The sequence below is a fragment of the Ruegeria sp. HKCCD6119 genome, assembly GCF_013110585.1.
Classification (GTDB): Bacteria; Pseudomonadota; Alphaproteobacteria; order Rhodobacterales; family Rhodobacteraceae; genus Ruegeria.
In genome coordinates, this window is the sequence record NZ_WVQV01000012.1 from 70,185 (window position 1) to 87,284 (window position 17,100).

Annotated in this window: 14 protein-coding genes; 6 read left to right on the plus strand and 8 right to left on the minus strand. The window is 60.3% G+C overall.

Going from position 1 to position 17,100, the window contains the following annotated elements:
* The first annotated feature begins 13 nt into the window (after positions 1 to 13).
* Genes GS611_RS18635 through GS611_RS18645 form a run of 3 tightly spaced genes read left to right on the plus strand, consistent with a single transcriptional unit; the run spans position 14 to position 3,164 of the window.
* Complete coding sequence (locus tag GS611_RS18635) at positions 14 to 976, plus strand: lysylphosphatidylglycerol synthase transmembrane domain-containing protein (protein ID WP_171637944.1); 963 nt, start codon at positions 14 to 16, stop codon at positions 974 to 976.
* Positions 973 to 2,412 carry an FAD-dependent oxidoreductase gene (locus GS611_RS18640; RefSeq protein WP_171637946.1) on the plus strand — a complete coding sequence of 480 codons (1,440 nt, stop codon included), beginning with the start codon at positions 973 to 975 and terminating at the stop codon, positions 2,410 to 2,412. Before GS611_RS18635 ends, GS611_RS18640 begins: the two co-directional genes overlap by 4 nt.
* Positions 2,413 to 2,414: 2 nt before the next feature.
* Entirely contained in the window at positions 2,415 to 3,164 is a 750-nt protein-coding gene (locus GS611_RS18645) for a polysaccharide deacetylase family protein (protein ID WP_171637947.1), read from the plus strand.
* A 3-nt stretch (positions 3,165 to 3,167) separates the two neighbouring features.
* Here the strand turns inward: GS611_RS18645 and GS611_RS21350 are convergent, their stop codons facing one another.
* The 3 genes from GS611_RS21350 to GS611_RS18660 are packed head-to-tail and all read right to left on the minus strand — an operon-like array spanning position 3,168 to position 6,470.
* A complete protein-coding gene (locus tag GS611_RS21350) occupies positions 3,168 to 4,709 on the minus strand; it encodes a GMC oxidoreductase (RefSeq protein ID WP_171637949.1) in 1,542 nt (513 codons plus the stop codon).
* Complete coding sequence (locus GS611_RS18655; protein WP_170347056.1) at positions 4,706 to 5,485, minus strand: methyltransferase domain-containing protein; 780 nt, start codon at positions 5,483 to 5,485, stop codon at positions 4,706 to 4,708. The genes GS611_RS21350 and GS611_RS18655 overlap by 4 nt, the downstream gene beginning before the upstream one ends.
* A gap of 13 nt (positions 5,486 to 5,498) precedes the next feature.
* Positions 5,499 to 6,470, minus strand: coding sequence for an NAD(P)-dependent oxidoreductase (locus GS611_RS18660; RefSeq protein WP_171637951.1), 972 nt, complete (start codon positions 6,468 to 6,470; stop codon positions 5,499 to 5,501).
* Positions 6,471 to 6,641: 171 nt separating this feature from the next.
* Here GS611_RS18660 and GS611_RS18665 point away from each other — a divergent pair, with 171 nt between their 5' ends.
* Together GS611_RS18665 and GS611_RS18670 are read left to right on the plus strand one after the other, a co-directional pair.
* A complete protein-coding gene (locus tag GS611_RS18665; RefSeq protein WP_171637953.1) occupies positions 6,642 to 7,733 on the plus strand; it encodes an NAD(P)-dependent oxidoreductase in 1,092 nt (363 codons plus the stop codon).
* 163 nt (positions 7,734 to 7,896) lie between these two features.
* On the plus strand, positions 7,897 to 9,267 hold the full coding sequence (locus tag GS611_RS18670) for a nucleotide sugar dehydrogenase (RefSeq protein WP_171637955.1): 1,371 nt from the start codon (positions 7,897 to 7,899) through the stop codon (positions 9,265 to 9,267).
* A 70-nt stretch (positions 9,268 to 9,337) separates the two neighbouring features.
* On the opposite strand, the gene GS611_RS18675 is transcribed toward GS611_RS18670, so the two are convergent.
* From GS611_RS18675 to GS611_RS18685, 3 genes are all read right to left on the minus strand, one after another.
* Positions 9,338 to 10,882: a YncE family protein gene (locus GS611_RS18675; protein ID WP_171637957.1), complete on the minus strand. Its 1,545-nt coding sequence runs from the start codon at positions 10,880 to 10,882 to the stop codon at positions 9,338 to 9,340.
* Between the two features lie 519 nt (positions 10,883 to 11,401).
* The gene (locus GS611_RS18680) at positions 11,402 to 12,418 is read right to left on the minus strand and encodes a ParB N-terminal domain-containing protein (RefSeq protein WP_171637959.1); all 1,017 of its coding nucleotides are present in this window, start codon (positions 12,416 to 12,418) and stop codon (positions 11,402 to 11,404) included.
* A 77-nt stretch (positions 12,419 to 12,495) separates the two neighbouring features.
* Complete coding sequence (locus tag GS611_RS18685; protein WP_245223642.1) at positions 12,496 to 13,908, minus strand: AAA family ATPase; 1,413 nt, start codon at positions 13,906 to 13,908, stop codon at positions 12,496 to 12,498.
* 401 nt (positions 13,909 to 14,309) lie between these two features.
* Here GS611_RS18685 and GS611_RS18690 point away from each other — a divergent pair, with 401 nt between their 5' ends.
* Positions 14,310 to 15,317: a replication initiator protein A gene (locus GS611_RS18690; RefSeq protein ID WP_171637961.1), complete on the plus strand. Its 1,008-nt coding sequence runs from the start codon at positions 14,310 to 14,312 to the stop codon at positions 15,315 to 15,317.
* A 4-nt stretch (positions 15,318 to 15,321) separates the two neighbouring features.
* Here the strand turns inward: GS611_RS18690 and GS611_RS18695 are convergent, their stop codons facing one another.
* On the minus strand, positions 15,322 to 15,534 hold the full coding sequence (locus tag GS611_RS18695; protein ID WP_171172364.1) for a hypothetical protein: 213 nt from the start codon (positions 15,532 to 15,534) through the stop codon (positions 15,322 to 15,324).
* A 464-nt stretch (positions 15,535 to 15,998) separates the two neighbouring features.
* Positions 15,999 to 17,054, minus strand: a complete 1,056-nt coding sequence (locus GS611_RS18700) for a tyrosine-type recombinase/integrase (protein WP_171637963.1) — start codon at positions 17,052 to 17,054, stop codon at positions 15,999 to 16,001.
* Positions 17,055 to 17,100: the final 46 nt, after the last annotated feature.

Sequence of the window (17,100 nt, forward strand, 5' to 3'; positions counted from 1 at the left end):
CATGAGCGGCGGTATGCTTTCCGACCCACATCAACGGCGCTGGCTGATCCGGGTGGCCGGGTCGGCTCTGGTGCTGGCAATCCTGTTCTGGATTCTGCCGGCCGACGCAATCGTAACAGCGCTGAGGGCGATCCCGATCTGGGTCTTCCTGTCCGTGTTCGTTCTGTTCCTGTTGGCCCATGTTGGCGCGGCCCTGAAATGGTGGCTGCTGCTGAACCGGGGGCTTTCGCCCCTGCTGGCCATCCGGGCGCATTTTGCCGGTCTCGCCGCCAACCTGTGCCTGCCCGGTGCAATTGGCGGCGATACGGTGCGGGCCGGTCTGGCGCAGGCGGCGATGAAGGACGGCGCGCAGGTTGTTGCGGGCGCAACCGTTGACCGGCTGATCGACATGGTGGCGCTGCTGACCCTGTCCTGTCTGGGCCTGGTCCTGACATGGGAAAGCGCGGCGGGCGGGCATATGATCTGGCCAGTGGCGCTGATCCTGCTGGCCGCGCTGGCGGGTATGGTCGCCTTGCCGCGCCTGCTGCCCCTGCCCTGGCGCTATGCCCCATCCCTGCCCGGCAAGGGGTTTGCCCATCGTCTGGCCGATGCACTGGCCGGGATGGGCCGCAAACCCGGCACGCTGGCAGTCGCTTTCATCACATCTGTGCTGATCCAGTTGCTGCTGGTCCTGCTGGCCTGGTGGCTGGCCCTGGCGGCGGGTGTTGATGTGGCCGCCGGGCCATGGATCTTCGCCTGGCCGCTGGCCAAGATCATCGCCGTGCTGCCCGTGTCTTTGAACGGGCTGGGCCTGCGCGAAGCCACATTAGCCGGTTTCCTGGCCCCCTTCGGCGCCAGCGTCCCAGCTGTCGTGGCCGCCGGGCTGGTCTGGCAGGTTGTGTTGTTTACAGCGGGCGGGTTTGGCGCGCTGGTTCTGACCATGTCCGGAATGCGGTTCAGCACCCCGGCAAATCCCCAAAAGGAAGAGTGCAAGTGACGGATGTTTCCCGACCCAATGGCGGCGACACGCCTGAAATCATCATTCTGGGCGCCGGGCCGGCCGGTCTGGCCGCAGCCCATGCCCTGACCGGGCAGGCGAAAGTGACCGTGATCGAACGCGCGCCCAGTGCCGGGGGCAATTCGGCCTCATTCCCGATTGAGGGCGTGATCTGTGATTACGGCTCGCACAGGTTTCATCCGGCGGCAGAGCCCGAGGTTCTGGCCGATGTGAAATCCCTGCTGGGTGACGAGCTGCTGCTGCGCCCCCGCCACGGGCGCATCCGGCTGGGCGGCAAATGGATTCACTTTCCGCTGAAACTGACCGATGCGCTGATGCGCCTGCCCAAACCCTTTGCCGCGTCGCTGATCGGCGACATGGTGCTGAAACCCTTCCGCAAGAAAAGCGAAGGCCCCGAGACATTCTCGACCGTGCTGTATGACGGGCTGGGGCCGACGATTTCGGACAATTTCTATTTCCCATACGTGCGCAAGCTTTGGGGGCTGGATCCGGACAAGCTGGCGGTGAAACTGGCCGAACGTCGGGTGGGCAGCGGATCGGTCGGCAAGATCCTGATGAAGATGCTGCGCCTGTTGCCGGGGCTGCGCAGTGAAACGGCGGGGCGGTTCTTTTATCCGCGCAAGGGGTTCGGGCAAATCTCGGACGCGATGCGCAACAGTGCCGAGGCCAATGGCGCCACCTTCCTGTTCAATACCGAAATCACCGCCATCGAACGGGACGGCAATCGCATCACCGGGTTGACGATCCGCGACGAAGAGGGCGAGCGGCACCTGACCGGCGATCTGATCCTGTCGACCATCCCGCTGACCGGGTTGACGCGCCTGATCAGCGACCCTCCGGCAGAGGTGGTCGAGGCCGCCCGCGCCATCCGCTTCCGCGGCATGATCCTGCTGTATCTGGTGCTGGAGACAGACCAGTTCACCGAGTTCGATGCGCATTATTTCCCGGAACTGTCGATCCCGATCAGCCGCATGTCCGAGCCCAAGAACTATAACGCCAGTGGCGCGCCGAAGGGCGTCACCGTTCTGTGCGCCGAGTTGCCCTGCGACCCGGATGAAAAATGGTGGTCCATGTCCAACGAGGAGTTGGGGCAAGAATTCACCAAATGGCTGGGGCAACTGGGCCTGCCCGTCACCGTGCCGGTGCGCCGCTGCGAAACCCGGCGGCTGAGCCATGCCTATCCGGTCTACGATGTGGGCTATGAAGACCGGTTCGATACGGTTGATCAGTGGCTCTCAAATCTGGACGGATTGCTCGTATTTGGACGGCAGGGCCTGTTCGCCCATGATAATACGCACCACGCATTTGCCATGGCCTATGGCGCGGCGGATTGCATCGACGACAAGGGCAATATCGACCGCGCGAAATGGAACAGCTATCGTGAGGTCTTTGCCACCCATGTGGTGGAAGACTGACCATGCCCGCCTGGCAGGCCGATATCCTGATGTATCATTCGATCTCGGACGCGCCGGGGCCAACCTCGATCGCACCCGACATCTTTGCGGCACAGATGCGGGCGCTGGCGGCGTCCGACCTGCCGGTGGTGACGCCGGACGCGCTGGCTAACCCGCCTGCCCCCCGTGTGGTCATCATCAGCTTCGATGACGGGTTCCAGGATTTCGCCGATACCGCCTGGCCGATCCTGCGCGAACTTGGCTTCTGCCCGATCGTCTATCTGCCCTCGGGCCTGATGGGTGGCACCGACAGCTGGGCCGGGGGCAACATCCCGCCCCGCCCGCTGATGGATTGGGACAGGGTCAAGGCGCTGGCAGCGGAAGGGGTCAGCTTTGGCGCACATAGTGTCAGCCATCCCGATCTCTCGACGCTGGATGCAGAGACCTTGGAGGATGAAGTCACCGGATCCGGTCAGGATATTGCCGCCCGGCTTGGTCAACCCGTCCGGCATTTCGCCCCGCCCTATGGCGCGTCGAACCCGAATGTACGCGCACAGATTGCCCGGCACTACGACACCTCGGTCGGCACCCGTCTGGGCGTGGCCGGACCGAAAGATGACATCCACGACCTGCCGCGGCTCGAGATGTTCTATTTCACCGACATCGCCCGCTGGCAGGCTCATCTTGCCGGGCGCGGCGGGGCCTATCTGGCGGCCCGCAAACTGATGCGCGGCGTGCGAAGCGGGCTGAGCAGGGTGCTGCCCATCAACTGAGTGTCAGGCTTCGGGTGCAAGCGTTCCGATCCGGTGGGCATTCGCCATCACACTGAATGTAATTGTCGTCGCGGGGATGGTCGGCAGGACAGAGGCATCAACGACGTGAATGCGCGTCGCGCCATGCGGGCGCCCCAGCACATCGCTTTCACCCGGGCCCGGGTCATCCGACATCGGCAGATCACCTCCGACATGAAAACTGGCCCCCGGTGCCCCGAACCGCGCTGCAAAAGACAGGCTGGTCAGACCAAGCCCCCGCAAGGCCCGGCCATAGCGCGCAAGCGCTGCCCGCATTGTCTCGGCAGTTGCGGGATTTTCTTTCAGTTCCGGGCGTAACCGCCCATCCTCTGCCAGACGCAAGGCTATTTCATGCGAATGATCGGAATGCAGGAAAACCTGCGCCACGATCAGACGTCGGGCCAGCGCCTCAAGCAGCGGCCCGCTGCCGGGTATCCGGCGGCCATAGTTCTGTTTCAGATCGCGGGCATAGTATTCATTCCAGGTATAGATCTGCGCGTGAACCAGTTGCCGCGACACGGTCGGGTCATCCAGTTCGGCAAAAAGCTGCGGCAGCGTCTGATAGGGCAAAACATCGGGCCGCCTGGGTGCCCGCCAGCGGTGCAGCATCGGCAGAAAGGCCTGCTGGCTGTCTTTCAACACCAGCTCCTTGCCCCGCAAGCCGGGTGACGCCAACAGGATACGCGCGCTTTCCAGCACCCCGGCGGCCAGAAACACCCGATTTCCGCGGATGTCGCTGCCATCTGCCAGAGTGACGACAACATCGTCGCCTTCCTCGCGGACCTGCCGCACCACGTGATCCGCGCGGTAAGTAAAGCCCGGCTCTGCCTGCAGTGTTGTACGCGCCTGCCGAGCCGACCAGATCAACGACCACGGGCACCCGTGCAGACACAATCCACAGGTCTGACATCCCGGTCCAACCGCCTGACGCGCAAGACCGACATGCATTCCCACCCCCTGCAATGCCTTCGCCTTCTGCCTGGACCGGGCCAGCAGCATCTCGGCCTGCGCGGTTGGCGGAATGGGAGTTCGACCTGTCATATCGCAGGCGGGAAAGAGGTCTTGCAGCCCATCTTTTTGCCCGGACACAGGCATTATGTCCGCCACCGCGCTGTAATGTGGGGCAAGATCATCGGTCGTTATGGGCCAGTCGTCGATATCCGCCTGCCGATACGGCAAAACCGCAGCGCCCCAGACATTGGACAGCCCGCCCGCCGCCCGCGACGCGCGCAAAGCAAACCAATCCGCCCCTTCCGCCAGTGTACGCGCAGGTGAGGCCAGCGCATAACCGGATCCATAGCGCCACACCTCGCCCTCCAGGGCCTGAAACTGAGGCTCCATCCAGGCTGTACGCGCCTCGGCACTCCAGTCTTCGGCGCGTGTTCGAGACATCTGCTGCACCCGGTCCGTGACCCCGGGCCCTGGTTCCACCCCGGCATCCAGCATCGTGACGTTTCGCCCTCGCGCCAGCAAGGCCCGGGCGACGGAAACCCCGGCAGGCCCGGACCCTATGACAAGATCGCTCACTGCGCCTTTACTGCCCGGACCAGAACCAGCATTTCATAGTTAGGATCATGGGTGGACAGTTCTTCGGGCGCAATTTCACTGGCCCCAAGGCCATGCAGGTTGCAGATGCAGGTAAAGACGTTGCCAACGGTCGACACCTCGACATTCTCTGCCGGGAAGACCGCCCGGAACAGGCGGCGCTTGGACTGGCTGGTGAAATGCCAGTATTCGCCCCAGTCATCCACGCCTTCGCGCCGCGCCACACGGGTCATCCCATGCGAGGTGCACAGCACCACGCCACCGGGTTTCAGAATGCGTTCCAGCGTTGCAATCGCCTTGTCGACCTCAAAGATCATCTGAAGGGTCTGGGTGATGATGATGCAGTCGAAACTGTTGTCGGGAATATGCGGCGCATCGGTGATATCCGCCACGATGGTCGCTTGTGGATTGCCCTCGACATAGCTCAGTACATCCGCCTGCGTGACCCGGTCACCGCCGAATTTCTTCGTATAGGCCGGATCGCCGAATTCCAGAACCCGGCCACGGATATCGTCGCTGTGGTTTTGCAGGAATTCTTCCATGTAATGGCGTTCGATGGTCAGCAGGTCGCGATCCTGCCCGAACACGGCACTGATCGGCGACAATCGCCGCAAGCCGCCGAAATCGACCGACCCAACCGGCACCGACTGAAGATTGTGCAACCGTTGTTGTTTACGGATCCATTTGCGCAGCCGGTCCGGCAGCAGCACGGTCGCGGTGTCGCGCACCAGCTTTTCAACTCTTTGTCCCGGTGTCATCGTGTTTGGCTCTTCATGCGTAGGCTTTGGCGCGTTTCTCGGCCATGATATCGGCGATGATATCATCCAGCGTGCGCGCCGGGCTGAACCCGGTGAACCGCCGCAGCTTGGACACATCGGGCAGACGGCGGGCCATGTCTTCGAACCCTTCGGGATAGACCTCTTCGTAAGGCACCAGCCGGATTTCCGAGGTTGAGCCCGTCATCGCGATGACCTTTTCGGCCAGCCCCCGGATCGTCACTTCCTGTTCACCACCGATATTGAAGACCTGCCCCCGGGCTTCGGGGACATCGAGCAGACGCACAAGCGCCTCGATCACATCGGCCACATGGCTGAAACAGCGCGATTGCTCGCCGGTGCCATGAACCTGAATGGGCTGACCGGCCAGGGCCGCTTCGATGAAGTTCGGAACAACCATGCCATAACGCCCGGTCTGGCGCGGACCGGTCGTGTTGAAAAAGCGCAGGACGATCACCGGTAGATCAACCTCGCGCGCATAGGCCAGTGCCATGAACTCATCCAGCGTTTTGGCGCAGGCATAAGACCAGCGCAGAATGCTTGTGGCGCCAATCGTTAGGTCGTCATCCTCGTTGAACGGGAACTTCGATGCCTTGCCGTAGACCTCGGAACTGGAGGCGATGAAGACCAGGGGCTTGTGGCGCAGGGCCGCGCGCAACACGTTCTGCGTGCCGTCCACATTGGTCGCAATCGACTGGCTGGGCTGATCCATGATCAGCTTGACCCCGACCGCGGCGGCCATGTGAAACACCGCGTCAGCAGCCCCGACCAGTTCCTCGACCAATGTGGCATCCAGAACGCTGCCTTCGACAAAACGAAAGGCGGAATGATCCTGAACGGAAGACAGGTTTTGCAGCGATCCGGTGGACAGGTCATCCAGCACCGTCACCTCATGCCCATTGCCAATCAGGCGCTCGGCCAGATGTGATCCGATAAAACCGGCCCCGCCCGTGATCAAAATTTGCATGAAAAACCCTCGTACCAACAGAATCCACTCTAATGCCACAGGCTTAGCATAGGGATCGGTGGCCACCAAATGGTAGATACCGCTATGGTGCGCTGACAGGCCGGGCCTGCACAGTTTTGGAAAAAGGGCTGAATTGTTGCACAACGCATTAAGAATGTTGAACCTGCGGACATGACCGAAAAACACGTGGACCCCCGCCCCGGCGACGGGCTTGCAGGCCAGCGCGTGGTCGTGACCGGCGCCACCGGCTTTATCGGCCGGCGCCTGATCGATGCGCTGCTGAAACTGGGATGTGACGTGACCGCCTTGCTGCGCACACGCCACGGGGCTGCCACGTTGGAACAGGCCGGAGCAAAGGCACTGGTTTGCCCGCTGCACCCTGGCCCGGCTCTGACGCAGGCGCTGGACGGTGCGGCGGCTCTGTTTCATCTGGCTTATGATTTCCGGGCCTCCGGCGCGGACAACCTTGCAGCCTTCGACGCGCTTGCCAAAGCCGCCGAAGACGGGTCTTGCAGCCGTATCGTGCATCTGAGTTCCGCCGTGGTCTATGACAGCTGGCCCAACGGGCCGATCACCGAACGCAACCCGATCACGCCGGAAGATGTGCAAAGCTATCGCGGTGCCAAAATTGCGATGGAACAGAGACTGTTGCAGGGGAAATGCGACGCCGCCATCTTGCAGCCTACCATCGTCTATGGGCCCGGCAGTGCACTTTGGACCAACGGGCCATTGGCGATGATGCGCAGGGGCGGCATCATCCTGCCCGACCCGCCCGGACAATGCCCGGCCGTGCATGTCGATGACGTGGTACAGGCCGCCCTGCGCGCGGCCTCATCGCCCCGGACCGGGGTCGAGCGATACCTGATCAGCGGACCGGACACGCTGGGGTGGAAGACGTTTTTCGAAGGCTATGCCCGGCTTGCCAGATGCGGAGAGGTGCGGATTGATCCGGCTGCGAACCCGGCCCCGCCCCCGTCGCCCAATGGCAATGCGCCCGCAGGCCCCTCTCTGGCGGGGCAGCTCAGCGCGCATCTGCGCCGCCTTGTCGGGCGCCGCCGGGTCGAGGCCGCCGCAGACTGGGCACGGTCCGTTCAGGCCCGGCTGGCAAAACCCCGGCCCGTGATGCCTGACATGGCGGGACGCAGACTTTTTGCCGGTCAGCCAGAGGTTTCAACCCGATATGCACAGGATCAGATCGGGTATGTGCCTCGTGTTTCCTTCGACGAATGGATCGAGCATATGCGAAAACAATCGGCACGCTGATTCAAGACTGCCTTGTTTTTGGAAACACCCATTCCGGGTCTTTGCCGGGAACGACAAATTAGTTGGCTTCGTTCCCGATCTGTCCTATCCGATGAAGAGAGAAGGTTTCCAATCTGCTAAGCTAATTTTAATTCAGTGTGACTTTGTACGATCAGGATAGATTATGAACTACGAAACCTCGCACCATCAATCCCTCAAGCAGCTTATCGCGGCGCGCGATGCGCGGGTTGCCGTGGTCGGGCTGGGCTATGTTGGCCTGCCGCTGGCGCTGACGGCTTATGATGAAGGGTTTGATACCACCGGCGTTGATCTCAACCCCGACCGGGTGGCGCGGATCAATCAGGGGGGTCAGGTCATCTCGTATCTGGCACCGGATCGGATCGCACACGCGGTAGAGAGTGGGCGCTTTCGCGCAACGCAGGACGCCGCAGCACTGGCCGAGGCCGATATCATCCTGATCTGTGTGCCGACCCCGCTGACCGACGCACAAGATCCCGACATGCGTTTTGTCGCCGCCGCCGCGCAGACCATCGCACAGCATCTGCGCCCCGGTCAGATGGTGGTGCTGGAAAGCAGCGTCTGGCCCGGCGCCACGACCACGCTGGTTCAGCCGATCCTCGAAGCGGGCGGTTTGCGGGCAGGTTCCGATTTCTTTTTGGCCTTCTCGCCCGAGCGCGAAGACCCCGGCAATGACAAGTTCGACACGCACAGTATCCCCAAGGTGGTCGGCGCCGACGATCCGCTGTCGCGGCAACTGGTCGAGGATTTCTATCGCGCCATCGTCACCAGCGCCGTACCGGTCAGTTCGGCCGCCACGGCCGAAGCGGTGAAGCTGGTCGAAAACAGCTTTCGCACCGTCAATATCGCGCTGGTCAATGAATTGAAGACCGCGCTTGAAGCAATGGACGTGGATGTCTGGGAAGTGATCGAGGCTGCGGCGACCAAGCCGTTCGGCTTTATGCCCTTCTATCCCGGTCCTGGAATTGGTGGGGCCTGCATCCCGGTGTCTCCGGCCTATCTGGCCTGGCGCGCCGCGGATGCAGGATCTGATACGCCGCTGATCAATCTGGCCCGCTCCAGCAATGACGCCGTTCCGTCGATGCTGGCGGCACGGATGGCGGCGGAACTGGCCGCGCGCAACGGGTCTGCATTGGCGGAAACCGGGCAACCCCTGACCGGACAGCGCATTCTGCTGATGGGCATCGCCTATAAGCGCGATGTCGAGGATACCCGCCGCAGCCCGGCGCTGGTGCTGCTGGACGAGCTGGAAAAGCTGGGGGCCGAGATTGACTATCACGATCCGTATTTCCCCCGCCTGCCCGAAGGTGGCGAATACCCGCAGCTTGCGGGCCGGACATCCCAGCCACTGACGGCGGACAACCTGAAACGCTATGCGGCGGTGGCCGTAATCACCGATCACAGCGCCCCGGATTATGGTCTGGTCGCGCGCGAGGCCGCGCTGGTCTTTGACACGCGCAACGTCTTTGAAAAGCAGGGGATCAGGGTGGCAGACGGGCGCTTGGTCAAGATGTGACCGTCTTGTGGTCGGCGGGGGTGTCTATACCTTCGGAACACTCGGTGGGATTGCGCATTCCGACGGCAAATCACTCCAGGTAATTCAATTGATAAACCGCAAAGCGCGAAGAAACATAGGCTGTCCCGCTCTCGGGATCGATGACGATATCGCGCAGCCAGGGCCCAAGCCTGTAACGCCGCAGAGATTTTCGAGTCTTCAGATCAACCACGTCAACCTGGTTCGTCAATATACTTCCGACCAAAAGCAGGTCACGCTCTGCATCCAATGCCAACCCGCGCGCGCCAAATACAGTGGGAAAGCTGTTCTTTGATGCCAAAGTGGTCGTATCAAAGACCTGAATACGCGCGTGCACCGGCGAGGTCACCAGCAATTCTTCTCGTGAAACGTCAACCGTAGATCGGTCACTGCGGTCGTCCGAAGGACTGCTGGCGAGCAGCTCTCCATTCCTCAGGTTGAAAGCATGTACGCCTTCATCACGGAAGAAAAAATTCACATACATAATTGGTTTAAGAGGATGGGTGATCAGATTTCCGGGATCCACGTCCAGTGTCAACTTGCGCGCCAGGCTATTGGCATCGAATATTTGCACCGAGTCTATATCTTCCGCCCGTTCTGCGGCTTCGGACGCTGCAATAAGAACGTTTTCCGAAGAATTGTAACCCATAATAATTTCCCCAGGGGGCAACGTTCCCAACGCACGGTCGGACACGATCTTGCGGCTTTCAACATCCACTAAAACCAACTTCTCAGCAGCCCGATTGGCGAAAGATATTTGCCTGCGGCCAGGGTCAAAAACACAGAATTGAGTTTTGTCGGTTATGATCCCCGTATCGCTTACCTCTTGAGTTTCGGGGAGCAGCACCAGCAACGTATTTGTCCCGTTTCCGCATAAAAAAAGCTGACCTGAAACAGGATCAAACACCATCGAAGTTATATCGTACTTTGTGTAAATTCCGAAACGCGGGCCGAAAATGACTTTGGCCTGAGGGGACATAAACAGGTTTTGTCCAATTTCTGCCAACCTCGGAAAAGGAAAAAAAACAACGATGAGAGCAGAGGCGACAACAACACCAGGAATGTAGCGTCCAAAACCGGGCTCTTTGCGTGGTGCATCTGAACCAAGCTTGCATCTTATCCAAAGATAGTAGGGGCGCGGAAACAATATTTCGGCCAGACCAACCGCGCAGATCATCACTGCATCAATTAATCTGGCGGACACCGGCTTACGAAGATATTGCGCCCAGAACACCCCGGAATTCGCAATCAAAACCCCACCGCTGACAACGCCAAGCACAACTGCGTCACGTCCCGTCCATGGATACAACGCCCAGCTGACGCCCGCCACGACAAGGACAAACAACGCAAGTGACCTGATGCGTTTTGGTAAGAAACGGGAAAGCAGGAAGATCACAGCACCCAAAGCCAGGACAATCAATACAAACAGCAGAGCTCTTTCCCAAACGGTTGAAATGCCCCCGATTAAACGCAGCATGAAACCTAAACTACCAGTCGTAGTCTCCAGAAAATCCACGAGAGCGTCTCGGAATATGAGAACCCCTAAAAAAATCAGCAGAGGTAAAGCCAAGCGAATGAAGACATACGAGTTCTTCATGGCTTTGTTTGCTTTAAGTCTTTCATTTTGCTTCCTCCTTCGAGCGTATTACCGACCCTTAACGCCAAATGACCCCTGACACATGTGGTTCACAAATGCGCGCAATAGGGGGGCGTAGCAGACTAAAAAGCGGCTATCACTGAGCGTCGAATCCAAGCTGCCTTCAACGATCCAAATCGGACGTCTGCGCCCTTCCTGGTAAAGCTAATCCGGATACTCCCCTATTTCTCAAAAAAAAACAACGAATTACAGTTTGGCTTTAACGGCATTATCCCCGCAAGCGCAGCAAATCGTGGCATCTCAATACCAAAAACAATCTCACCAAGTGCCATGAGCACACCAATGCAACCGGTTCTGGCGCGGACTTTTGATCGTTGATGTTCCTGGCTATATCGGGTGGTGGCTCCAGGATCAGGGCCCATCTCTTTCTGGGTCACGGCGTAATGCCCGCAAAAAATCGAGCGTGCAGCGTACTACAAGAGAACCAGGCCTCTCAGCCTCTGTTTCGCGCGCGAAACATCATGTGCCGCGCGCGTGCAGCCAGGCTTTCAGCTCCGCAAGAAATGTCTCGGACATTCCCTCGCCGGACAGGGTGACCTGTGCACCGTTTCGACTCTGTTTCAACTGAATGCCGCCGAATGTCTCTTTCAGGGGGGGCTTGGCAGCAGGTGGGTTTTCCCCATTCGACCCCAGGCCGTTCACTGCACGGGTCAGAGCTGAAATCTCGGCTTCCACGCTCTGAGGCGCGGCCTTCCGCAGAGCGGTGGTGATCAAGGAAGCTGCTTTTGCCTCCTCTTTCAGAACTTTCGCAATCGACAACCCCAACCGTTCAGGAATAGCTGACGCAAAGCGCAGATGGTCATCCAGCGCGTGATAGATCGCGATGAAAGACCCGATCTTGGATCGCTTCGCCCGGCTGGCCGAGGCGAATAACCCGCGCAGGGCCGCAGTCTCATCCGGGTAAACGCCCTGCTCTGCCGCGCGCGCCACGATCCGGGCGCGCTCATAATAGCTCAGCCCGACGCGGATTTCATTTTCCTCGACCATGGCCACATAGGCATCAGATGCGCTCTGCGGCTGCCTCAGGAACGCACGCACGGTCTCAAAGCGGGCCTCGCCCGTTTGCTGCGCCAAAGCTCGCAGCGCTGTCAGACGCCGCCAGCCCGAGATCAACCCGTACCGCCCGCCCTCCAGTTCCACGACCTCGATCGGGGTTTGCTGGCCACGGGCCTTCAGGCTTTCCTTCAGCGCCTCCATATCCGCGTCATCGGCCGCCATACGGTCACGGACCAGATAGGCTTCCTCGATGGCGTCCAATGGCAGATCCTGCACCAAGCGCCCTTCGGCCCGCGCGGCACGCAATTCTCCGGACAGCTCTTCCAGCGCCGCCTGAGCCGCCGTGGCCCCGGCCACCTGCGCAACCGGCGGCGTGGTCCGGGGGGCGTCTGTGGGGAACATGGGATTCAGCCCGGGGGCAGGGCGGTTGTCTTCCAGATAATCCGGTCGGGCAGGGGTCAGTCGTTTACGTTTTGCCATTGGTTTCTCCTTTTCCTGCGCGGATCAGACTCTGTTTCGGGACGTGGCAGGCGTGTTTCGCGCGCGAAACATCGCGCTCAGAGCGACAATTCCGGTGTTCCCGCCTCTTCGGCCTGCCGGGCCCGTTCTTCGCCCCGCCAGACGCCGATCAGCAGCTTCTTGAACGAGGCATAGGTGGCATCAAAGGTTTCCCGCCCGCGCACATAGGTCTCGCGGTTGAAATCGCGGTAATCGGCCTCGTAGATACCGTTGACCTGTTCCCCCGCCTGACCGATTAGCGCCGTGTAGCCCTGCCAGTGCGGCGACAGGGTCCGGCCCAGATAGGCCTGCATCAGCCCGGCCAGTTCCGCCTGCTGGCTGCCGTCATAGCGGGTGATGATCGTGCGCACCGCATCCCACTGAAACGCCATCTCGGGCCGCCCCAGGGCGCGGGCGGCCATGTTCTCGCCATCCTCGATGGACTGGAAGGTGGAATGCAGCATGTCAAAGAAGCGACCCGTGGAGTCGAACTCCAGGAACGAGGCCCCCATGGGCACCAGAAGGATATCCGAGGCGGCCAGCCCGTTGATCGTCAGATAGCCAAGGGCGGGAGGGGTATCGATGAAAATGATATCGTAATCGTCCAGCACCCCATCTTCGTCCAGCGTATCCGTCAGCGCATCCCACAGCTTCCAGCTGCGGCCCTGCATTCGCCAGACGGGGATCTGGAATTCCGCCCAATAGAGGTTCAGCTGCGCTCCGATCAGATCGATATTCGGCCAGTGGGTGGTTTGGATCAGATCGCTGCTGCGGGTCTTCAGCGCCTCGGACAGGGTATCGTCGATCGGATGCGGGGCCTCACCCCGGTCAAGACGTCCCTGATTGTCCCGGCGCAGATGGGTGGCGTAGTGGCGGGCAAGCAAGGGGAACACCGTCTGCCATTCATCGCTGACCTTGCCGCCAAAGATCGACGTCATCGAACCCTGGCTGTCCAGATCGATGACCAGCACCTTGTAACCGTCCAGAGCTGCCGACATGGCCAGATGCGCGCAGGTCGAGGTTTTGCCAACACCGCCCTTGAAATTGGCCACGGACACGATCTTGGCGGGCAGACCCTCGGGGCGGTAGGGGCGGTATTCTTTCGCTTTGGATCCTTCCGAGGCGAAATGCGCCCGCAGCCGCAGAACCTCATCCAGCGTAAACCACTTGGCACCGCCTTCGGTTTCGGACTGTCCCTGGGGCAAATCCGGATTGCCCTTCAGGACCCGGCGAAAATGAGCAGGCGCGACAGGGATCAGATATTTGGTGATTTCCCAGGTTGAAAACAGGCGCAGCTTTTTCTGACCGTTTTCTTCCAGCCCCCGGTTCGCCAGGTCGCTACGCCCCCGCGCACAGGCATCCGCGATTTGCGAGAACTCATGTGTTCCGGTTGGGTCGCCCAGTTCAGCATAGGCCAGATCCGGGTCGATATTGAAATACGGGGGAAGCCCCTCGGACGTTGCTGCTCGCATTGAAATACTGCCCATGTGCTATGTTTTATCCAATATACCGCAAAAGGAAGCATGTGAAAGCATTATGAGCACAAAACCGGATTTTCTAAGCAAAATTAAGGGGTAGAAAGCCTTCGAGACGCTGCTTTTGGGCCTATAGCAAAAAAATGTTCAGTTAGAATCCTGTTATCTTATTAGTTACGGCTGAATCTGAATTCTATTAAGTGTAAGAAAAAAAAGCGGTTTTTGTATTTCTCGTAGATCATACTGAATCTGATCCCACGATAGGGTGACTCTGATCCCACGTTGCAGTGACTCTGAACCCACGTTCCGGCGGCTTTACGCATCCTGTGGATAACTCTACGGTGAGCGTCAATAAAACCACGAACAAAGATTCGGGCAGGACATATGGGCAGGGCAGTATGAGCGGGTCAGGGGCGTTGTTGCCTGACCGGCACCCAACGGGCGATTTTTTTGTATGCGATATCTTCGATGCGCTGCCCAAGACAGATATGGGTTCGATGGAGCATCCTATGTTTTCGCTCTCGACCCGGCCGGACCGGCGCATCCTCAATTACGAACATAACGGGGTCGAGATCACGGTGACGCCTTCGGTGCGCGGTCTGGCGACGATCCACGACAAGGACATCCTGATCTTTTGCATCAGCCAGCTGATGGCGGCGATCAATGCGGGCCGGACTGTTAGCCGGGTGTTGCATCTGAAGGCGCATGATCTGCTGGTGGCCACCAACCGCGAAACCAGCGGTGACGGTTACAAGCGTCTGCGCGAAGCGTTCGAGCGGCTGGCCGGCACAAGGATCACCACGAACATTGTGACCGGTGAAACGGAAACCACCACGGGGTTCGGCCTGATCGAAAGCTGGGAAATCGTGCGTCACACAAGGGCGGGGCGGATGGCCAGCGTCAGCGTGAAACTGTCGGACTGGCTGTTCCGCGCGGTGCTGGCGAAATCGGTGCTGACCCTCAGCCGCGATTACTTCCGCCTGCGCAAACCGCTGGAGCGGCGGATTTATGAGCTGGCACGCAAACATTGCGGGCGTCAGCCCGAGTGGCGGATCTCGGTCGAGGTGCTGTTGAAAAAGTCCGGCTCGGCCTCACCCCGGCGGGTGTTCCGCAAGATGATCCGTGACATGATCGCAGCCGATCACCTGCCCGATTATGAGATGACCGAAGAGCCGGGCGACCTGATCCGGTTCTCGCGCCGGGGTCAGGTGGTCGAGGGGCCGGACAAGCCGATCCTGCCGCCGCAGGCGCTGGAGGAGGCCAGGGCGATGGCGCCTGGCCACGATGTCTATGCGCTGGAAGCGGATTGGCTGGCTTATTGGGCCGCGTCAGGCCGCCCACAGATCAGAAACCCGCAGCGGGCGTTTCTGGGCTATGTGGCCAAGCGGGTCGCCGGACGGGACTAGGCGCTTAGCTGGAATAGGCGGGGTTTTGTTTCTGCACGCGTGTCTTCACGATTTTGACAGCGCCGATAACAATGAGGGCTGCAATGATGAACAGCCAGCCAAAGAGGATGTAGCTGCCCAGAGCCATCAGGATGGACGCACCGGAAATCAAAGCAAACCCGCCGGCGCACAGGCCAACTAGAATGGCTATCCCGATAATTCCAATCATCTTCTCCAAGTCCTCCGGCTATGGTCTTGGTCTGGTCAAACCCAGGTGGGCGCCGTCATGCCATTGAGCAGATGCCCAAAATGATTCCGCGATGAAATCATGGCAAAACTTTGAACCACCAGAGGTTAAAATTTGGTTATTTTTACCGGAAGGAGCATTGCTCCACTACTCGTGCGACACTGCGTGTTTTTTTGTTGAGACATGAACATGTCTTGCTTTTCTGATGTGTAACTTATGAGGGGCAGCCATTTATGGCAATGGAGGTTCGTCAAGACGTGCAAAGGTCCGCCTATCTTGATTTCAGAATGCAGCCGGTTTCGCCCATGGCCATTTTGACCGGTGCCGCCAATTCTTCCGTGCTTTTCCGATGGCCTTATTCAAAGGCAAGCAAACGCCCGGGACGCAATCAGAGTGCCGAACGGAGAGAGGTGCGGACAGAGCTTCGCCCCATGCCGCCAGAAGGGCGCTTGGATCTACCCCAACAGATCCGTCGCCGGGTTTTCGGCGATATCCACGTCGTCATAGTATTTCTGCGCCTGCGCCACAGATCGGTGCAGCGACAGGCGCATGGCGGCCTGGATCGGCGCACCGTCCAGCGCGGCCTGGGTCAGAAAGCCAGACCGCAATCCATGCGGCGAGGCGAAATCCTCGGGCAATCCGGCCAGCCTGAGACGATGTTTGACAATCTGATAGATTGCATCCGGGGTCAGGCGGCGTTTCAGCACCCGGTCCGCCTTGGAGATGGGGCGGAATAGCGGGCCACCTGTAATCTCACCAACCTCGATCCAATGCACCAGCGCCTGCGCGGCGCGGCCTTTCAGGATCAGGCGTGGCGTCTCTCCCTTGGCCGTGGTCTTGGTTTCCAGCAGCGACAGCCAGGCGACGCCGGATGTGTCGAACTCCTTCAGCGACACGTCCTCGCGCATCAATCCGGTGATCTCGGACCGGCGGCGCCCGCCGCTGGCCCAGCCCAGCATCAGGATCGCCCGGTCGCGGCAATCGCGCCGCGAGCCGCGGCAGGTGGCCAGCAACTGTTCCAGCACGCCACGGGTGATGGGATGGGCGGATTTCGGGGCAGGGGGCCGGGCGGCCGCCCGGCGCGCCTTGGCCCGGGCCTGTTTCACCTGCGGCGCATCAAACGGGCTGGTCAGGTTCTTCATCCGGTGAAAGGCCAGCCAGGAGGCAATGCGCCGGTCCAGCGTCGACGGCGCCGGGCAGGCCAGCGATTTGCGCAGCCCCCGCGCAATCAGCACCTCCGCGGTTTGACGCGCAATATCTTCATCGGGCGCATCACCCAGATCGCGCGCATGATCAAGGATGAAGGCCAGCGCCGTGGCCTCACTTTCGGGCCAGTCCAGCGCCACCCCGAAGCGCGCCATTTTCCACGCCGTCACATAGATCAGATCGCGTTCATAAGCCCGCAGCGTATTGGCGGGGGTGCCGCGGATATAAAGATCACTCAGCGCGTCCTGATCTGCCTGCGACAGGGCAGGGGCGGCGGCGGGGAGATATGGGGCAGGGGGCTTCATGGCGGCCACTCTGCGCGCAAATCGGCGGGAAATCAATCACATCTGA

Excerpts from the sequence above, each read along its gene's own strand:
- GS611_RS18645 (WP_171637947.1), top strand. The coding sequence starts at position 2,415 with ATGCCCGCCTGGCAGGCCGATATCCTGATGTATCATTCGATCTCGGAC.
- GS611_RS18700 (WP_171637963.1), bottom strand. The coding sequence starts at position 17,054 with ATGAAGCCCCCTGCCCCATATCTCCCCGCCGCCGCCCCTGCCCTGTCG.
- GS611_RS18660 (WP_171637951.1), bottom strand. The coding sequence starts at position 6,470 with ATGCAAATTTTGATCACGGGCGGGGCCGGTTTTATCGGATCACATCTG.
- GS611_RS18680 (WP_171637959.1), bottom strand. The coding sequence starts at position 12,418 with ATGGCAAAACGTAAACGACTGACCCCTGCCCGACCGGATTATCTGGAA.
- GS611_RS18665 (WP_171637953.1), top strand. The coding sequence starts at position 6,642 with ATGACCGAAAAACACGTGGACCCCCGCCCCGGCGACGGGCTTGCAGGC.
- GS611_RS18685 (WP_245223642.1), bottom strand. The coding sequence starts at position 13,908 with ATGCGAGCAGCAACGTCCGAGGGGCTTCCCCCGTATTTCAATATCGAC.
- GS611_RS18655 (WP_170347056.1), bottom strand. The coding sequence starts at position 5,485 with ATGACACCGGGACAAAGAGTTGAAAAGCTGGTGCGCGACACCGCGACC.
- GS611_RS18670 (WP_171637955.1), top strand. The coding sequence starts at position 7,897 with ATGAACTACGAAACCTCGCACCATCAATCCCTCAAGCAGCTTATCGCG.
- GS611_RS18690 (WP_171637961.1), top strand. The coding sequence starts at position 14,310 with ATGAGCGGGTCAGGGGCGTTGTTGCCTGACCGGCACCCAACGGGCGAT.
- GS611_RS18635 (WP_171637944.1), top strand. The coding sequence starts at position 14 with ATGCTTTCCGACCCACATCAACGGCGCTGGCTGATCCGGGTGGCCGGG.
- GS611_RS18675 (WP_171637957.1), bottom strand. The coding sequence starts at position 10,882 with ATGAAGAACTCGTATGTCTTCATTCGCTTGGCTTTACCTCTGCTGATT.